This is a genomic window from Anaerolineae bacterium, from assembly GCA_016931895.1.
Classification (GTDB): domain Bacteria; phylum Chloroflexota; class Anaerolineae; order 4572-78; family J111; genus JAFGNV01.
The window spans coordinates 1-18423 of sequence record JAFGDY010000176.1; the positions used below are offsets into that span (position 1 = coordinate 1).

Genomic DNA, 18423 nt, shown 5'->3' on the forward strand with positions numbered 1-18423 from the left:
ATCGTCTGATCGAAACCACCCGTGAGGCGAACACTCTTGAACCGATTTACAATGGCGTGGGGGATCGGGTGGGGCAAACCGTTGGCGGGAATACGACCACCTTTGCTCTGGACGTGGTGGGGCTGCCCGAAGTGATTCAGACCAGTGAAGGCAACAGCTATCTCCATCTGCCCGGCGTGATTATGGCCGAGAGCGCGGCAGGCGAAGTGCGTTACTTGTTGAGCGATGGGTTGGGGTCGGTGCGGCAGGCGGTGGATGAGACGGGTGCCGTGATCAGTTACAATGAACTTGACCCCTACGGAAATCCCGTGCAAAATGGTGGGGAGCCGTATGGATTTACGGGGGAGTGGTGGGAAGACGACCTGGGTCTGTTGTATCTGCGGGCGCGGTGGTATTTGGCCCAGGATGGTGTTTTCTTGAGCAAAGATCCGTGGCCGGGAAATATACTTTGGCCTCAAATGCTCAATGGGTGGAGTTATGTTGAAAATAACCCCATTAATTTGATCGATCCTTCTGGATATTGTCCACCCTCAATTTGTCGGGATGAATACGGTCCACTTGACCCGTATTACCGACAATGTGCTTATTGGGATATGGATTGTGTGTTACGTAACAAGAATCCCCAATCATTTCAAAAACCTGACGCTACCTCACCTTTTCCGTCTTGGGCGCCCAACAATGCAAATGGGTATGTAGAAGGTCTGGTGGTGAATATTTCTGGACTTGGTTGTATGTGGAAGGTTTGGGGGGTGGAAATTGTGTATAACTTTGCAACGCGCGAGCGGCAAGTATTCACATATTCAGATGCACTTTGGGCCAAAGACTCAGGCCTCCATGTACCTGGCCTGGCATTCTCCCTTGCTGGTCTCACCGAGGCAGGTTACGCTGGTTTCATATCAGGTTTTACGGACAAGAGGCAATAGATGACCAATACAGTGACTACTTTGTTGGCACTTCGCTTGGTTACGGTCCAAGCATTACGGGGAAAACTTGGCCTAAAAAATTGGGGGGCGCTATCGGCTGGGGACAATTTACAAGTGCCGGTACTGATGACAACCCGTGGGCTGCTCTTAATGGCAGAGGTACGGTTAGTGGTGACGTATACTATTTAAATGTTGGAATAGGCTTGTCTGCCAAAGGGAAAGCAAAATGGCCTATTGATGCTGCCTTTGTAGGGACTTGGTACCAACCTATTGATCGTGTAGCAGATAATTATAAGGATCGGGAGTTGCAAATGCTGAGAGATCTCCGAAACGGTGATAATACCCCTCTGAATTTTGTAAATTATACTGGTCCCTTGGGTGTTCTAAGAAGCATGGGGGTTAAAGTTGGGGCCTCTACATTTTCTAAAAACGGATGGATTACTCCTGACGAATATCAAAAAGTAATCCAATGGTGATAAAACGAAGGCAGGTTCTAATGGAAAAACGAGCGTATTGGATATTTCTGCTGGTTTTTATATGGGGGTGCAACTTCGTTCTCCCTATGCGGCCAAGTTCGCTTACACCAACCCCATCTATTGCACCTCGTACTGTGAAGATCATGCATAATTTTCCTTGGCAGGAAAATTGGCATTTACCGACGCGTTTACTTAGACACAGTCAAAATGTTCGCAATCTTATCGCTGTCAAAAATGGAGCAGTATTTACGGACGGTTGGTGGCTCAAATTCGTTCATGCTGACGATGGTGATTTGCAGTGGGCCGTTAGAATGGAGGGCCAATAGACTCTATCATCACAGATGAAAAGGCAGTATATATTGTAAGGAACACTGTTGAAAGGTACGATTTGCAAACGGGTAAACCAGTATGGAAATCTAAGGTGACTTTGCCGGAGCATACAGGATACTCTCTTCGACTTCAAAACAACAACTTGTATGCTTATGAAACAATAGACTCAGTAGATCCAAATTTGGTCAAAATTCATATTCCTAAAGGGGCGACATCAGCAGTGATAAACGAGACAACCCCATAGATTTTGTCAATGGCCCGGTTGATGAAGCAGAGCATTCGTTGCAGTTCAAATCGTTTGATATTGATCTGGCGACGGCCTTGTTGTTTTAGCTGACAAAAGCGCCAGCGCAGTTCGATCCACAGGTTGACCAGGATGAAGCCCAAACTCATCAACCAGAAACGCAAGGCGCCATTACGTGAGGTCGTCCAGGCCCGCACCTGTCGCATACAGCGATAACTGGTTTCAATGCCAAACCGACGTCGATAATATTTGCGCACCGTGTTAGGATGCAGGCGACAATTCAGAATGACAAAGACCAACCAGGTAGCTCGTCGTTTTTTTCGTTGACTGCGTCGGCGAGAGGTGTAGGTTCGCACGATGGCGACCGGCACGGTATAAGCCCCATAAGGGTGGCTTTTGAAGGTATGTTCGGTTCGGTAACTGGCCCGCCCCTGGCACAAAGCACGCGTACCGCCGCTCTTGCCCCGGATAGGGCAAGCCACAATGGTCGGCCAGCCGCTGTGTTGGAGATACCGCAAGACAGGAATGGCACAAAAGCCTTTATCCAGATACAACCGTTTGATCTTGAGACCCAAAATACGTAACCGCCGGAGTAAAGCCGCCACCAATTCAGCCAGATCATCTTCCGGTCGGACAAACAGCAGCCCCAAGGTCAGACGCATATCTTTGAAGATCAGATAGGCCGTGGCCAGTCGAAAAAAACGGGTCGTTCCTTTGTTGGCCCGGCCTCCACAGGTGAGGGCCACTAACCCCGCCTCGTGACCATAGAACGGTTCATCATGCAAATCAATCGCCACTTCTAACTTCGGTTTCCGGATACGCCGGGGTAATCCGGCCACTAACGCTTCATTGACCTGTCGTTCCAATCCGTGCAGATCATCAACCCGCACCTGTTCTTTCAAATAGCCGCGGATTGTTTCGCCGCCCACAACATCCAGGTCTTGGCACACCGCTTCGATGGTTTGTTTCGTCACCGCTGCTTTGACCAGAACATCGAATAGCATGTCGGTCGTACAGTCATAGCCAGTCGCTTGAAATGGAGAATAGGTTGTTAATCGTTCGACTGCTTCGTTCCGGGTATCTTGATCGGTTAACGTGAGATTGGTGTGTGTCATTAGGGAAAAAACTCAAATGGGGAACGACCCAAAACTATCGTGAGGACGTTGTGCAACTTTATGCTACTATGGGTGAAAGGCTCGTCAAATTATTGGCCCCAGACTACGTCTGGATTGCCGAAGACGCGGATCATCAGGAACATATTCATAGGCAGGAAGTTTTAGCGCATTATTTTGATACAATTTATTGGGCTAATTATTACTGTCCTGGTTATCTTGATAAGAATACAGAGAAACTTTTTTTGAATGCTCCAGTAGGCCTTGTTCAACATCTAGAGGGGGGTATATGGTATCAACTCCATAAGAATTTTGAAACCATTTCCAATGAAGAAGCCACAAGAATAGAGGAAGAGGTTAAATCTTACTTTAGCGAACTCAATTTGGGTCGAGTTCAGTGGAGATACATGGCTGGTTGAGCAGTTTTATAATATGTTGGGTAGAATCGATGCGGTTAGAAGAAGGTATCTGGTATCAGCTAACGGAAAAATTCTCTGACTCCAAAGATGAAGACCTGCGGGAGCAAGTTCTGGCGCATTTTAAGCCCGTGGGTGTCAAAACGGTAGTGTAAGAAACCATAGTAAGGCGTGTTGGAGCTTGGCTCATTGTTCTTTGACAACTGAATAATCCTCTATTGCCCTCTTGACCAAGCCGGACGGCTGGAGCCAGGCCTTTGCCATGATTGGTTTGGCGATCAGCATAATTACAGATGGCGGAGAAGCCTTGGGGGCTATTGCCGCATTTATTCCAGAAACTCTGGCTGCCACTGTGCCGGGTGCAATTGCAGTGGAAGTATTGGATGCCGGCGCATCGGTACTTAAAAATGCGCGTCACTTTGTGAGTGCAAATACGCTTAAGCTATTGAGAAAAATTCCCTACGACACCGTATTGAAGAGGATCGGGCCGCAGTTATTATATCAGCTTGCCAACAAAGCGGTCAAAAAAGTGGGCGTAGCCAACTGGCCCACCGGCAGTCTCTCAGAAAAAATCACCCGGGTATTGGCCATTATTAATGATGTGCTACATTCGGTGTGGGACCCGTTTGTGCGTTTGCTGAAATACTTGTGGGAATACGATATGTGGGACGAGCTGGGTGATATTGGCTTTGGCGAGGGCGGTTTCATAGCCGGGCGAGCCTTGTTGTCAAACGGCTCCCTGACGCCTGATGTAGTTAGAACTCTGGCCCATCTTGGCGATGACCTGGCTAAGGCCGGCATCAAGTTAAGCGATGAAGCTATAGAGGGATTGGGCAAATTGGCCCGATATTCGGGCAATGAATTTCGAGAGGGACTTATTACCGCCATTCGCAAGAAGAATCCGGCTTCGCTTGAGCCATTATTGGTTAATGCCAATGCCTGGGATGAAGTTGCCGGTGAAGGGTTTGGCAAGCTGGCCAGAGCCGGGATTGATGATGATGCATTATCAGATTTTCTGATTAAGCATGCGGATGATGCTCCTACATCAAATAAGATGTTGAGTATCATTGGTAATTCATCGCGAACCTGGAACGGGCAGGCATTTGATGGTTTAGGCAAGGTTGTTGAACATTCTGGTATTGAAATCGCTGAATCGCTAGCTAACCGATTTCCTGACGTCGCCGAAGAGTCATTCCAGGTATTAAGTAAGATGGCCAAGCCCTGGCGACAAGAGGCAGTAGATGGTGTTGCCATTTTGGCCCGTGCCACACCTGGACAGGATGTTAATCGAACGATGCGTCTCATTAATAAAACCGGAGGCACGAGCTATGGGGAACGCATGCATCATTTGATTCAAATAGCTGACTCAAAAGAAATAGACGGTTATAATAAGGTACTCGAAAGTCTGACTCGAAATAGTGCAGATATTGGAAATGATCTAAAAGGAACTTTTCATGTTTTAGATAGCTTTGATAGAAAACTTATTGAGATTGATGGCAAAGTAATTAATTGGGATGACATCAATGCATTTGAGGTTAGATTAAGTCAAGACGGAGTTACCCGATACTATGATGCAGTCTTAAAAAATACATCAGGAGGATTCCGTATGGAATTTAAAAATAGGAAAACTTTTGATGCAGCGCAATTCCGAAAGGACTTGGAACTGCTAGATGAGGATGAACTCGAAGATTATTACTTGATTTTCAGAGGTTCAGAGGTCGAGAAGACTATGTTAAATCAGGCCCAAAATGTACTCAATAACTTTCCAGATCAAGACAAAGTGCTGCACTTTAACATTAGTAAACAGCTCAAATTTGTTGGCGAAAATCAAGGCCATCCACTTCCAGTAAGCTTTCCGCCCGGATACTAATTGTCAAAAAAAGGAGAATAAAATGACTTTTTGGAATCAGCGAGAACAAAATCCACAACGTATTGCTTTCGTCAATGCCCAACTTCAGTTTCCATTAGAACCACTGTGGATGTCAGATTTGGGTTCTACAGTATCTCTACTGTCACCACCTATTGTAGTCGAGGGTATTGTCTTTATCTGTTCAACTAGGCAACTCTATGCTTTCAATTTGAAGACCGGGGACTCATTATGGGCATTTAACCCTCAAGCTGAATTAGCCATGAAAGGGACTCCAGCTTTTTGTCAAGATCGAATATTTTTTTCTGACTCGATAGGAGTGCGGTATAGTTTGGATGCCTATACAGGACAGTTACGGTGGCGGGATCACAAACCCAGGACTACCAACGAAGCTTTTTGTGTTTATGATAACAAACTCTTTACTACATTCACCTGGCGTGAAAATGATAACAATGAGCAAGGCTGTATGGCGTTGGGTTTAGATGGAAAAATTTTGTGGCAATTCCATACACCAAATTTAGTCCCGATGAAAGGGGTAGCAGCTAAAGATAATCATTTGGTATTCGGTGATCGGTCAGGACAGATATGGGCACTTGATATTGAAAATGGAAAAGAAATATGGTCTGTTAGAATTAATGAGATTTTTGATCTACAGCCGTATCAAACCTCGAAGGAAAGAATAAGGCTATTGAGTCTACCTGTCATCATTGAGGATATCCTACTTGCACAAGTCCATCGAGCTATGTTTGTGGCTCTAAATCTTGAAAACGGTAACTTACTATGGCATCGTCAAACAGGTTTGTTGCCTGGTTTTAGTGAACAGGCTTTGATTTTTCTCGAACAAAACAGAAACCAGTTATGTCATATTGATATATTGACGGGGGAGATACACAAAGCGACTGAACCTTCCGTGCCTCGATTAGTGCATGCTGAGGCAAAGCGGGCATTAGTTGTAGGTAATACCTATATTGTGGGTACCAACCAGCCCCAAGGATTGTTTGCCTATGACATTGGAAGCGGCCAATTACTCTGGAGATTTGAAACCGAATTGGAAAGTTCTGGTTTTTCTTCCGCACCTGCATTTTCTGATAACAAATTAGTAATCGGAAGTGATGCTGGTAAGATTTACTGTTTTGGATAATTAACGTAAGTGATTGCCGCCCTTTGACAACTGAATAACTTCTTGAGGCAACACGACCCCCTCCTGGCCCAAGCGCCGCCCTGGTGAAAGACATCCCATTCAAGGGCGTTGATGAAGCCCTGCCGCTGTGTTGGAATTTTATGATGCACCTGTGCCGCAAGGCCGTTGACGCCGGCTGGCCAAGCAGCGGCGACAAGATTGGTCACGTTCAGGACGTGCTCAAAACCGCCTGGGAGCCGTTTGGGGCGTTGTTGGAATACTATCATAATGTGGACGTAAGTAAAGTTGGGTTGAGAGGTGTTGTTACCCTGGGCTTTGGCGACGGCGGCCAACTGGCCGGGCGGGTGGTAAGGTTCAACAAAACATTGGACCCCGATGTTGTTGCGGCAATTGCCAAAATTGGCGACGATTTAGGTGGCGCTGCGGCCGATTTGAGTGATGATGCGGCAAGGGGATTGGGCAAGGTTGTAGATGATGCAGGCGAAGGGGGAGCCAAATATCTGTTTCAGGGGTTGAGTTGCGCCGTTGAGATGATAGCCGCGGGGCCTGTCCCCAAGACGGCGGGTCTGGCTGCTCCCCTGGCCAAGAATAAAGTTGTGTGTGACCAGGCCAAACTGGAAACAGCCTTAAAAATTGCGGGTGAAGTTGCCGGAAATTGGTCCGATGAAGCGCTGGAAGGTTTGGGCCGGGTGGTGGACAGGGCAGGTGAGGATGCCGCCCGGCGATTGACCAACTTGATACCTGGTTCATTAGACGATAAGGTCACTCAACGAGCCTTTGCAGTTGTGGCTGCAAAAGGTGATGATATTTGGAACGCTGAAACTATTGAAGGGTTAGCGAGAGTTTTTGAGCAAACCGAAAGTGAACGAGCGTTAAAATTCTTAAGTCAAGAGTATTCAGATGAAATCGTACGCGATACATTAAAATATATCAATGATGCCGATCTGGCTGCCCCCAGCAATATATTGGCAAGAGTAGACGACACGCGCGATTTGTTCCAATGGCAAGCTAAGGGAAATGCGCTTGAATTCTTGGATGATCCAGACATCATTCTGCGCCGTCTTGATATGCCGGATGTTGAGTACCAAGCTTTTAAGCAAAGTATCTTTGATCGGTGGAATAATGGCCAACCACTCGATGGAACACGACTGGCTGAAGCATTTGCTGTAGAAGCAACAATTAAACAGTTACAGAAGTTTGGCAATTATAAAGTGGTTCATGTACTTACTAAAGAAGGGGGACAGGGACCGGATGCAATTTTGAAAAATCTGATTACGGGTAAATGGGTTATTTTAGAAGGAAAAGGCACTCTCAAAGGATTTGATCTCAGTAAAGATACATTTAGGTATTCAGATATGCTTGGGCGTCAGCTATCAAAACGATGGATTACAACTAATCCTCAAAGATATTTGCGAGACATAGATCCTAACGTTCAGCCACAAGTGCAACAGATGCTCCGTGAGATAAATCGAGGAGTTTCTTACGAAGTCGTAGTTGGATGCGGAGGAATTAAAACAAAATCTCTTGATTATGGAACAGAAATAGATGAGTTCATAACTGAAATTAAACCCCTTGGTACTGGTGGACAGGGATGGACAATAGACTTTGTATTTGTAAACCTATTGCCAAAATAGTAAGATGCACTGGATTTGATAAGCATAATAATAGGAGTAACAATGAGTAAAGCAATTCAAACACAGCTAAATAGGTATTTCGAGGATTTACGATTTGAGGAAGAAGAAAGTGAACCTAGTCCCAAAGTAATAGGAATATTGACGGAAGCTATCGGACGCTGTTATGACCTATTAGGTAAAAACGAAGAAAGTTCTCACTACTTCACTTTGGCTAGTGAAGCTTATCTGGAAAGTTTGACAGGGCCATTGATTCGCCCTGATGAAGATGGTGATAATCGTTTGAGTTGCGCTCGCGTTCTATGGAGGACTGGCGATGAACGAGCCAGGGAATATTTTCAGCAATCACTCGAAGAATATCAAAAAGGCTATAAATGGGAACTAGAATCAGTTCAATATAGTTGTCGAAGAGGTAGTATCTTCTGCTTTATTTTTTTAGAAGATTATACTGCTGCTATTACAGCAGCCGAGATTACTTACGCAATGCAATGCGATCTTAATATAACTGGTACAGCAACAGAGACATTAAAGACTGTTATTAAAAATTGTCAAAAAAATGATGTGGCTGCCCATAAAAATTCTGTTATGACATTGGAAGAGTATTTTAAAAAGGAACGTATCGAGTTATATTGGCAAAGCTTAATTCCAGAAGCCGATGTTTATGAATTTGTCAAACGCAAATTGGCTGAATTGGAAACAAAAAATCAAGGTTAAACAGGAGGACTTGATGCAACTGGATGCCGAACACCAAACTTTCAACCCCTGGATCACCATCTGGATAAAACCCAGGGCAACCATCCGCCAAATTATCGATACTGACCCAACCCGGCAGGTCATTTTTTTAGCGGTCTTGTTGGGATTAGCCTATAGCTTGGATCGGGCTGCGGCAAGGGATATGGGTGATAGGTTGTCCTTATCGGTTCTGTTTGTCATTATGCTCATCATGAGTCCCATTAGCGGTTTGTTGATCGTGTATGTTGGCGGGGCTTTATTCCGTTGGGTGGGGGGGGTGGTTTGGCGGGCAGGCTAACGCCGTGCAGGTGCGGGCCGCCATCGCTTGGGCGTCGGTGCCTAAAATCTGGGGGCTGCTGTTATGGCTGCCGCAGCTAATCATCTTCAGGCAGGAATTGTTTGTCAGTTTTACCCCCAGAATAGACACCAATCCCATGCTGCTGCTCTTGCTTTTGGGGTTTGGCGCCCTTGAATTGGTCATCGACGGCTGGGCGTTTATCGTGCTGCTCAAGTGCTTGGGTGAGGTACATCAATTCTCGGCCTGGAAGGCACTAGGCACCGTGGTCACCACCACGCTTATCATTGGTGTGCCAATGCTTATCCTGGTTTTGGTTGTTGTCTGGGCCGGAGGGCTGTAATTCATTTGCTTGATACCATACTCTTTTAAGAGGTTCAAAAAATGCGAACGACTATAGGAATAATATACTTAATTATCACGCTTTCACTCTTTATCGCGGCTTGCGGCACGCCACCGCCACCGCTCACAGAATGGACACCGTATGAGTCAACGGAAAATAATATAACAGTCAGCCATCCGGTAACCGTTGAGGAAGTTCTTGAAGATAACAACGTAACGCAATTTCAAGCCTCCGAAGTCCATTTGGCCGAAGGAACTCTGGAACGGCCGATCACCATCCTTCATTTCTTCCGCAGCAAGCTTCACTATTTACCCGAGGATATCGACCCGTCGGATCTGGAAGCCTTAGTACGTGCCGACAAGGATTACTATTTTCTAACCATGGAAGACCGAATTCATGAACTGGAACCCCCACAAACAACAACCTTCAATGGAAACCCCGCGGCCATAACGGTGGTCAACCGGATCGATCCGGGGAAAAAGGATTTATATGGCGATGTGGATATTGTATTCTATTTTGCCATCATCAAGCATGAAGATCGGCTTGTTCGCGCCCAGATACAGGCCCGCAAAAATAGCGGGGGAGAATTATTACCGTATTACGCTGAAAAAGTACTCAACTCGTTAGAGATACACTAAGAGGAAGATGGGACAATTCAAATTGTATTGGCGGCTATTTATCATAATTGTGCTTTTGGATGCTGTTTCATTGGCCTGCGGTTTTGGCCGCAACTCGGTTAGCCAGAATCCGAAACACCAGGCATCTTAACTTTCTCTCTTTCGCAATACGTTGCTTGTGGTTCTTTAAAAACTGAATACCTGATTGTCAGACTAACATCCCCAACCCGTCGTCGCCCTGCAAGACGCGGGCCTGACCTCTACCGAGATTCCTGCACAATCTTTGTCCCGGCGGAGGGATTGCCCAAACCGGCAGCTATCGCGGGCCGGGGTTGGCCAGCCCGCTCTACCAAACCTGCGATGTGGGCCTGTTTGATAACGTTCTGACGGCCGTCAAGCAGTGGGATAACACGGCGTTAGAAGGATTTGAGCGGTTAGCCAAAGCCGGGGTGGATGATGATACGCTGGCAAAATTCCTGATTAAGTATGCTAATGATGCCCCAACATCAAATAAGATACTGAAAGTCGTTGGTGAGTCGAGTGTAACTTGGAGCAAAAACTCTTTTGAGGGGCTTGGTAGGGCGTCAGATGAATTTGGTGTTGGGGTTGTTGAGACTATAGCCAAAGATTATGCGGATGATGCCGTAGAGAAAACTTTTGATGTATTTGCCAGGTCTTTGGTTAATTGGAGTGATGATGCGTTTAAAGATTTAGCCGAAGTGGTGAACAGGCATGGCGCTAACAGCCCAGTTGTTCAACAGATCGACAATCTTAAAGATATTGATGGTATAGATCGAATGATGGGAGATCTAGCTCAGCCCAATGATAATACTCTCGAAAGGGGAGCAAGATTTCATTTAGAACTTGCAAATGATTTGGGTGCAGATAAGATAAAGCAACTTGAAGTGCCAGCTCTTGCAATTGATGGTCGCACGGTGAAGGGGCCTGATATAATATTGAAGAGTAATCGTATAGTTGAAGCCAAATATTGCGATTGGAGTGATATCAAGCCACCCTATGTTCAGAAAAGTATCATTGAAGGTAATAGAAAACAGATTATCACAAGAAACAGGCAGTTTCCCGGTATACCTATTACGGTTGTTCTGTATGGTAGTAAATCTCAACATGAAAATCTTGAGTTTGCCCAGAAAATTCTGAAAGATTATGAAAATTTAAGAGAAGAAGGATATAAGGTCAGCGTGAGGTGGTTCAATGACTGAAGAATACACATATTTCCAATTTGCTACGGGGAAAGGGATAGAAATATCTCAGATAGAAAGTACTTTTCTACATTTCTCTAAAGCAGTGTTTGATGAGTATAGGTTTTTTCTTGTTAATGATTTATCACCTTATAAACCGATTCCTGCCAATCTAATAGACTTTGATTCTATCATCTCAAAAAAGTTAAAAGAGGCTGTGGCAGAAAAAGATACAGATATTAGTTTCGATTTTTGGTTGAATAGCCAAATAACAGACAGGGTATCGTTTATTCTGGCAACCTCACATCGTGTTGCACTGCTGTCAATTAACCGCAATTTCTTTGTAATGGATAACACAGTCTTTTCATTTCTTGGATTTTGCAAGATATTTTATGGATTCTTCTGTCCCCTTTACGGCTATGGGACAACAAAACCCAACGATCCGCCAGAGTTTGCAAAAGTAGATGAAGGAAAAATAGAAACTTTGTACACCTATAACTTTTTAGGGCCGGATATGGTTTCAAAGTACGGCACAGAAAAGTTACACTCCATCCCTGCCTGGCAAATTGAGGATTTATCAGATGGAGGGATATTTATTGCAATGGAACTCAATCCTTTTGAGAATTGGGAAAAACATACACCCAATTATGAAAAAGCAATCGAAATATTAGGCGTCTCTCGGTTTCAGCAGGGGGGATGAATTTATAAAAAATTTTGATTGGAGAATTTTTAAAAGCAAGCAGAAAAAATTATTTACTTTAAGGAGCATCGCTGGTGTCCAATACATTACAACAAGCCATTACTCTCATTAAATCAGGCCAAAAACAAGAAGCGCAGCAATTGTTAACCCAAATCCTCACCGCTGACCCCAACAACGAGCAGGCGTGGTTGTGGCTGTCGGCCGCCGTAAGCCCGGATAAACGGCGCTATTGCCTGGAAAAGGCGCTCAGCATTAACCCTCAAAATCAACAGGCCCAACAAGCATTGGCTATGTTGGACCAGCCTGAAACCGGGCCGGCATCGGCTCCGCCGCCATCTACGGCTGCGCCTGCCTCCCGTCCCTCCCTTTCAAAGCCTAAAGAGCAACCGCAGCCGGTTGAGCCTGCTATTTCCGCCGCCGTTGCAGGGGATATGCCGGACCCGGCAAAGCCGGAAATCTGGATCAATCAAGAAGGTAAATTGATTTACATCACGGCCCTCTTTAAGGGCAAATTGGTTTCAGGCATGATCAACCCCAACTCGCTCAAAAAGGTTCAACAAGAACTCGGGCAGGGCAATTTCCCTATGGATCGGCTCAATAACCCCAAAGAAGTGCCCTACAATCAAATTACCCAAGTTACCCAAACCATGAGTACGGTCAGGGTACACTACCGGCAGGCCAACGCAGTCAAGTCGGCCAAACTGGAAGGCAAAGACGATGAAATGGCCCAGACCATCCTCAATGCTCTGGAAAAACGGCTGGGGGCCGGGTTCGAGCGCTCGGCCACGCCTATGGGCCGGGGCAAAATCAGCGCGTTCTCTTTTGTGGGGATGGTTGTTTTATTGGGCATTAACGCCTTCTGCTATTTTGGGGCTTTAGAAGCAAACTCCGGCAGCCTGACGCCCAGGGGCAGCGCGCGCACCCGGGGAATAGTGGCCGTCCTGGATATGCTCGGCCCCGGCGGGGTGGCCTGTATTGGGGGCATCTTGGTGCTGTTAGCCATCGGCGTCATCATTTATTATCTGGCCAACCCACCTTTGATCACAAAACTCATCCCAAAAGGCGCAGCCGCTGAAAATGCAAAAAAATAAGGAGGGATAGTTTTATGACACTTGCTATTTTGGCTACATGCCTAACATTTGGCCTGATCATCATCGGCAACTTCGCCTACCAAATCTATATATCCTATCTGCTCTATAAAGAGCAAGGCCCGGCCCGGATCATGTGGGGCATTGTGTTTGGCAGTAATCGCACCTTTGCCCAGGGTTGGCAGCAGGCGGATGAGTTGGGTATCAAAAATATTATGACCTTTTGGTCGTTCTTGCTAACGATCCTGGTGATATCGGTGGTGGGCTTGATGATCTATTTTGCCGTCACCGGCCCGCCTGCCGGCAGGTAGCCCATTTTTATCGAAATTTTCGCCGGGGTTTGAGCGAAAACACACTGTAAAAACAGCCTATCATTATCATAACAGGCTCATCAATCACCGCCCCCAACACAGAGGAGGGTTTTAATGAAAACACGTTTGCTACACTTGATTGTTCTATCAATTGTCACGCTTGTATTAACCGGCCTGTTGGTGGCCATCCCGGCGCTGGCCGGGCCGGGGCTGGTTCCCCCAGCGCAAGGCGGTTCCCCGGCCTGGATTATCTGGGAAATGGATTATCCGCCCCAGCGCCTGCTGCTCAACGGCGACACCCTGTGGGTGGGCAGCTACAAAGGCGGCCTGTACCGCTGGGACATTGAAACCGGCTACCAGGCCCGCTACACCACCGCCGACGGCCTGGCCGGAGATGACATTGTGGGCCTGGCTCTCAACGGCAGCGGCAGTTTGCTGGCCGCCGCCCTGGATGGCGGTCTGGTTGTAGGCAACGCCAGTTTTTTTGACCTGACCCCGCCGGGCGGCGAGAGAGCCTGGGACGTGGCTGTTGGCAGCAGCGGCGACATCTGGCTGGCCTCTCTGGGCGGCGGCGTGGCCCACTACAACGGCAGCGCCTGGACGGTTTACACCGCCACCCACACCGGCCTGCCCACCAATGACATTTACGCTGTGGCCCTCGACGACACGACTCCCTGGATTGGCACAATGGGCTACGGCCTCGCTGCCTTCAACGGCAGCAATTGGGTCACCTACACCCTGCCGGTCAATATTGCCCACCCGGTCACGCCCACCATCTCCATCAGCAACAACGCCGTGGCCGATATTGCCGTTGACGCCGGCGGCAACAAATGGCTGGCCACCGACGGCTCCGGCGTAGTGGTGCTGGATAGCGGCCACACCAATTGGACCGTGTACAACACCGCCAACTCATCCCTGCCCGATGACTTTGTCCACGCCATCACCCTCAACGGCGATGAGCGCTGGTTTGGCGCCCTGGGCGGCGGCGTGGCCCGGCTAGATACCGGCAGTGGCACCTGGGATGTGCTCAACACTACTAACTCCCTGCTGCCCGAAGACGACGTGCTGGACGTCGCCATCGACGGCAATGGCGGGCAGTGGTTCGCCACCTTTGATACCGGCCTGAGCTACCACGGCCCCCTTCCGGCCACCCCGCCGCTGCTTGACGTGGACCCGCGTGGTGTCCCGGAGTACGAACCGGGCCAGGCCAAAAACCTCTACCTCTGGCTCGACCCCGACACCTATCTCTGGCGCCTGGCCTGCTCCGGCGAAAACACTTCCACCCACACCTTTGCCGGCAGCATCACGGCCAACGCGCCCATTCTCTCCGCCACTCCCACCGATTTTGAAGCAGGCGACAGCGTGACGGTCAACGGCAACACCCTCACCCTCACCGCCACCGAAGCCATCAGCCAGGATTTGGTCAGCTTTGTGCTGGACCGCAGCGCCACCGAATTGACAATTGACCTCAAGATTGACGGCGCGTACCGTCCGTTCAACATCAAGATTGGCGAGGCCCAGGCGATGCCCGGTACGGCGCCCTTCCAACTGGTTCCGCCCCAGCCCGTGCCGCCGGAGGTGCAGGCCGGCGAGGCCCAGACGCTTGAAGAAGGCCAACTGCTCTTGCTCACCGCCATCCTCACCGATACCGACTCGCCGGTTGGTCATACCATTGCCTGGGATATGGACGACGGCGGCACCATCACCGGCACCCTGGCCCCCACCCATCTTTATGAAGATGACGGCAGCTTCAACGTCACCCTGGCCGTCACCGACGTTCACGATGAGGTCGGCAGCGCCATCGTCCCGGTCACCGTCACCAACGTGGCGCCCTTTGTTGACTTCTACAGCGAACCTTACCGGCCCGAACCCAACCAGACCATCACCTTCACCGACTATGTGGATGATTCCGGTTTGGCCGACACCCACACCTACGAATGGGACTTTGGCGACGGCAATACGGCCACCGGCACTTCCCTCCCGCCGGGGGGGACCGAGGGGGGGATAACCGTCACCCATAGCTATGCCATCACCGGCGACTACGCGGTCACGTTGACTGTGGCCGACGATGACGGCGGCGTGGGGGTGGTCAGCTACACCCTCTCGGTGGAACCCTTTGGGGCCGATTTCACCGGCTATCCGGGCGTGGGCCTGCCGCCCTTTACCGCCACTTTCTTTGACACTTCCAGCGGCATGGTCGTCACCCGCACCTGGGACTTCGGCGATAGCAGTTCGCCGGTCATCACCACGGCCGACAATATCGAGCATCTTTACGATACCCCCGGCATCTACGACGTCAGCCTGACCATCAAGGGCCCCAGCGACGCCGATACCGTGAGCCGGACCGGCTACATCATCGCCGTTTCCCCCCTGACCAGCGGCACCATCATCCTGGAAGCCGAAGACTACACCCGTCTCCTGCCCGGCCCTGGCCCCACCTGGGAAACCCGCACGGCTGGGCCGAGTGAAACTCGTTTCGGCCACGCCGGTTTGGGCTACGTTTACGCCGGCCCCGATGTTGACACGCTGTTTGGCCCGGAGGCCATCGCCGCCGGCGCGGAGCTACAGTATGACCTGGGCCTGACCATCACCGGCACCTACACGGTCTGGCTGCGCGGCTATGCGCCCAACGCGGCCGGCGATTCGGTCTATGTCGGTCTCAATAGCTGGCCCATCACCCCCCCCGATTATGTTTCGGCCTACCCGCCCGGCGCCTGGACCTGGACCCACACCCTGGCCGAAAGCGGCCAGCCAATCACCTTCACCCTTGACTATCCCGCTGTCCACACCCTCAACCTGTGGCTTCGGGAAGACGGCTTCAGCCTGGACCAAATCACCCTGACCACCGAGGAGAGTTTCAACCCGGCAGATTAACCGTATGCCGCCCTCAATCAAAAATGCCCGCGATGTGCGGGCGTTTTTGATTTGGTCCACTTGTTTTTTTGCGGGTTATCGGGAAAAAAAGATATAGAGCACAAGCCGTCAGGGTGTCAAAATGACACCCTGAGATCAAGCGTCACAGGTAAGTTGCTCGTCTCCGTTCTGGGGGCAGTAAAGGGGCAAATTCTACCCTCAACCAACCCCGGAGAGATTTTGGGGCACAGAAATGGGGGCAAAATGGTACGCTTCCTCAATCAAATCAGGATGAAGACAGGATTAGGCAGCGCCGCCGTGTCGTCCGGCGGGATTTGTTCTTTGCTGGTTTGCATCCGGGCCTGGTAAATGCGGCGCAGCAGGGCCGCCACCATCACCTGTTGCTGGCGCACGTCCACCTCGTTGAGTTGCAGGACACCTTCTCCGGCGGGATCGAGGGTTTTTACCCGGCCGTGGTCAGGGCCAAAGACCGGGCCGGCAATGTGGCCGGCCAAACCCTGACCCTCACCTTTGACAGCACCCCGCCGGAGCTGGCCTTGAGCCTGGCCGCCTCCACCCCCTTTGGCCACGCCCTGACCGAGACGGTGTATTACGGCGCGGGCAGCGGCGCTTTCACCGTCACCGTCCGGGCCGCCGACCCCCTGGCCGGGCTGGACCGCCTGGACTTCCCCGGCGCCACCACGCCCGGCCACGGTTACGCCCTGGCCGGCCAATCCGCCGTTACCCAGGCCCACGTTTACACCTTTGACCTGGCCGATTCCTTTAGCGCCACGGTGCAGCTTGAGGCCGCCGACCGGGCCGGGAATGTGAGCCTGCAGCCGCTGCACGTGGTCAATGACGAAACGCCGCCTCAGGTGTTGTTCGCCCTGCCGCCGTTGGCGGGCCTGGCCTTGCCGGTGACCTGGCACGGGTTTGACGACGCCGCCGGCATCCGCCACTACGCCGTGCAGTATAAACGGGAAGGGGAGGTGGAGTGGACAGAGTGGCTGACCACCACGGCCGAACAGGCCATCTTTGTGGGCGAAAAGGAAACCGGTTACTACTTCCAGGTGCGGGCGACCGACAACGTGAACAACGAAAGCGCCTGGGTCGAGGCCGGGCCGGTGGAGGTCAGTGGGGTGACCAAGTACTACACCTTCAACGGTCGGCGAGTGGCACTGCGCCAGGGGGATGTGGTATACTATTTGAGTGGAGACCACCTCGGCTCCACTTCTTTAACAACCGATGATACAGGCGCGGTGGTCTCGGAAGGGAGGTATTTGCCCTACGGCCAGGAGCGGTGGACAGACGGCGCGGCGGTGACGGACTTTGGCTTCACCTCCCAGCGGCGCGAAGGCTTTGGGCTTTACGACTACAACGCGCGGTACTACAGCCCTTATCTTAACCGCTTCATCTCGGCGGATACGGTGGTGCCGGATTTTGCCAATCCACAAAGTCTTAATAGGTACAGTTATGTCCTCGGAAATCCATTAAACTATGTTGATCCAACCGGTCATCAAGAGGAGCCAGACTGGCTAGATGGATTGAAATATTTAGATGAGACGTTTGAAGAACCAATGAAACGGATGTTGCAAGAGACTTATGAAGGGATAGCGGTTGCTCGAAGTAAGGCGGAACAGGCAGTTGATATAACAGCGGATATAACTTTCGAGATTATACAGGGAACTGCTCAAACCTTGGCGTCTACTGAGATTGCAGAAGCCGCAATGGTCGTCGCCAATAATCCACAACCTGATATTGTAATAGCTGGTATAAATGCCGGATGTCTTGCCCCTGTAATTGGACAAGGGCCAACGATAGGAGCAGAAGGTATTGTCAATACCAAAACCGGGGAATTAGGTGTCTTTAGCTATAACGGTGTTATGGAGGGGCATGGTGTAGGCGGTACATTAAATCCGTATGTGGGAGTTGCTTGGAATGTTCCTGATAATCAATCCTATACTAAAGACTTTGAATCTCTTACAGGTACATATGCTCCTTTTGGAAGTGGTCTTACTGCCACGGTTTTCTGGGCGCCATCATTTAGTTCGGATAAATCGTTTGGCGTTGCAGTTGGTGCAGCAGCTGGACCTGAAGTAAGCTTGACTCATTCAAGTACATTTTATCATCAACTGCTTCCTGTAC

At 49.8% G+C, this 18423-nt stretch carries 18 protein-coding genes; 16 read left to right on the forward strand and 2 right to left on the reverse strand.

Features of this window, described 5'->3' with window-relative positions:
- Both JW953_13330 and JW953_13335 read left to right on the forward strand, forming a co-directional pair.
- On the forward strand, window positions 1–923 hold a 923-nt coding region (locus tag JW953_13330), incomplete at its 5' end, for an RHS repeat-associated core domain-containing protein (protein MBN1993677.1).
- Between the two features lie 80 nt (window positions 924–1003).
- A complete protein-coding gene (locus tag JW953_13335) occupies window positions 1004–1399 on the forward strand; it encodes a hypothetical protein (GenBank protein ID MBN1993678.1) in 396 nt (131 codons plus the stop codon).
- A 522-nt stretch (window positions 1400–1921) separates the two neighbouring features.
- On the opposite strand, the gene JW953_13340 is transcribed toward JW953_13335, so the two are convergent.
- On the reverse strand, window positions 1922–3088 hold the full coding sequence (locus JW953_13340) for a transposase (GenBank protein MBN1993679.1): 1167 nt from the start codon (window positions 3086–3088) through the stop codon (window positions 1922–1924).
- On the opposite strand from JW953_13340, the gene JW953_13345 reads away from it, so the two are divergent.
- The 13 genes from JW953_13345 to JW953_13405 all read left to right on the forward strand — a co-directional run bounded on the left by JW953_13345 (window position 3082) and on the right by JW953_13405 (window position 16299).
- Window positions 3082–3504, forward strand: a complete 423-nt coding sequence (locus JW953_13345) for a hypothetical protein (protein ID MBN1993680.1) — start codon at window positions 3082–3084, stop codon at window positions 3502–3504. The genes JW953_13340 and JW953_13345 overlap by 7 nt on opposite strands.
- A gap of 259 nt (window positions 3505–3763) precedes the next feature.
- Window positions 3764–5371: a hypothetical protein gene (locus tag JW953_13350; protein ID MBN1993681.1), complete on the forward strand. Its 1608-nt coding sequence runs from the start codon at window positions 3764–3766 to the stop codon at window positions 5369–5371.
- Window positions 5372–5393: 22 nt separating this feature from the next.
- Entirely contained in the window at window positions 5394–6509 is a 1116-nt protein-coding gene (locus JW953_13355; protein MBN1993682.1) for a PQQ-binding-like beta-propeller repeat protein, read from the forward strand.
- An 83-nt stretch (window positions 6510–6592) separates the two neighbouring features.
- The gene (locus JW953_13360; protein MBN1993683.1) at window positions 6593–8143 is read left to right on the forward strand and encodes a hypothetical protein; all 1551 of its coding nucleotides are present in this window, start codon (window positions 6593–6595) and stop codon (window positions 8141–8143) included.
- A gap of 42 nt (window positions 8144–8185) precedes the next feature.
- Window positions 8186–8854, forward strand: coding sequence for a hypothetical protein (locus tag JW953_13365; protein MBN1993684.1), 669 nt, complete (start codon window positions 8186–8188; stop codon window positions 8852–8854).
- Window positions 8855–8867: 13 nt separating this feature from the next.
- Window positions 8868–9170, forward strand: a complete 303-nt coding sequence (locus JW953_13370; GenBank protein ID MBN1993685.1) for a hypothetical protein — start codon at window positions 8868–8870, stop codon at window positions 9168–9170.
- Complete coding sequence (locus tag JW953_13375) at window positions 9115–9510, forward strand: hypothetical protein (protein ID MBN1993686.1); 396 nt, start codon at window positions 9115–9117, stop codon at window positions 9508–9510. Before JW953_13370 ends, JW953_13375 begins: the two co-directional genes overlap by 56 nt.
- A gap of 41 nt (window positions 9511–9551) precedes the next feature.
- Window positions 9552–10148: a hypothetical protein gene (locus JW953_13380; GenBank protein ID MBN1993687.1), complete on the forward strand. Its 597-nt coding sequence runs from the start codon at window positions 9552–9554 to the stop codon at window positions 10146–10148.
- A gap of 311 nt (window positions 10149–10459) precedes the next feature.
- Entirely contained in the window at window positions 10460–11347 is an 888-nt protein-coding gene (locus JW953_13385; GenBank protein MBN1993688.1) for a hypothetical protein, read from the forward strand.
- The gene (locus tag JW953_13390) at window positions 11340–12026 is read left to right on the forward strand and encodes a hypothetical protein (GenBank protein MBN1993689.1); all 687 of its coding nucleotides are present in this window, start codon (window positions 11340–11342) and stop codon (window positions 12024–12026) included. Before JW953_13385 ends, JW953_13390 begins: the two co-directional genes overlap by 8 nt.
- A 74-nt stretch (window positions 12027–12100) precedes the next feature.
- Window positions 12101–13117, forward strand: a complete 1017-nt coding sequence (locus JW953_13395; GenBank protein MBN1993690.1) for a hypothetical protein — start codon at window positions 12101–12103, stop codon at window positions 13115–13117.
- 14 nt (window positions 13118–13131) lie between these two features.
- Window positions 13132–13425, forward strand: a complete 294-nt coding sequence (locus tag JW953_13400) for a hypothetical protein (GenBank protein MBN1993691.1) — start codon at window positions 13132–13134, stop codon at window positions 13423–13425.
- A 114-nt stretch (window positions 13426–13539) separates the two neighbouring features.
- Entirely contained in the window at window positions 13540–16299 is a 2760-nt protein-coding gene (locus JW953_13405) for a PKD domain-containing protein (GenBank protein ID MBN1993692.1), read from the forward strand.
- Window positions 16300–16559: 260 nt separating this feature from the next.
- On the opposite strand, the gene JW953_13410 is transcribed toward JW953_13405, so the two are convergent.
- Window positions 16560–16793 (reverse strand): hypothetical protein, encoded by a 234-nt coding sequence (locus JW953_13410; GenBank protein MBN1993693.1) that lies wholly within the window; start codon window positions 16791–16793, stop codon window positions 16560–16562.
- Between JW953_13410 and JW953_13415 the strand changes: the two genes are divergently transcribed.
- Window positions 16782–18423 (forward strand): hypothetical protein (locus JW953_13415; GenBank protein MBN1993694.1); only part of this gene is annotated, 1642 nt, incomplete at its 3' end. The two genes, JW953_13410 and JW953_13415, sit on opposite strands and share 12 nt — an antisense overlap.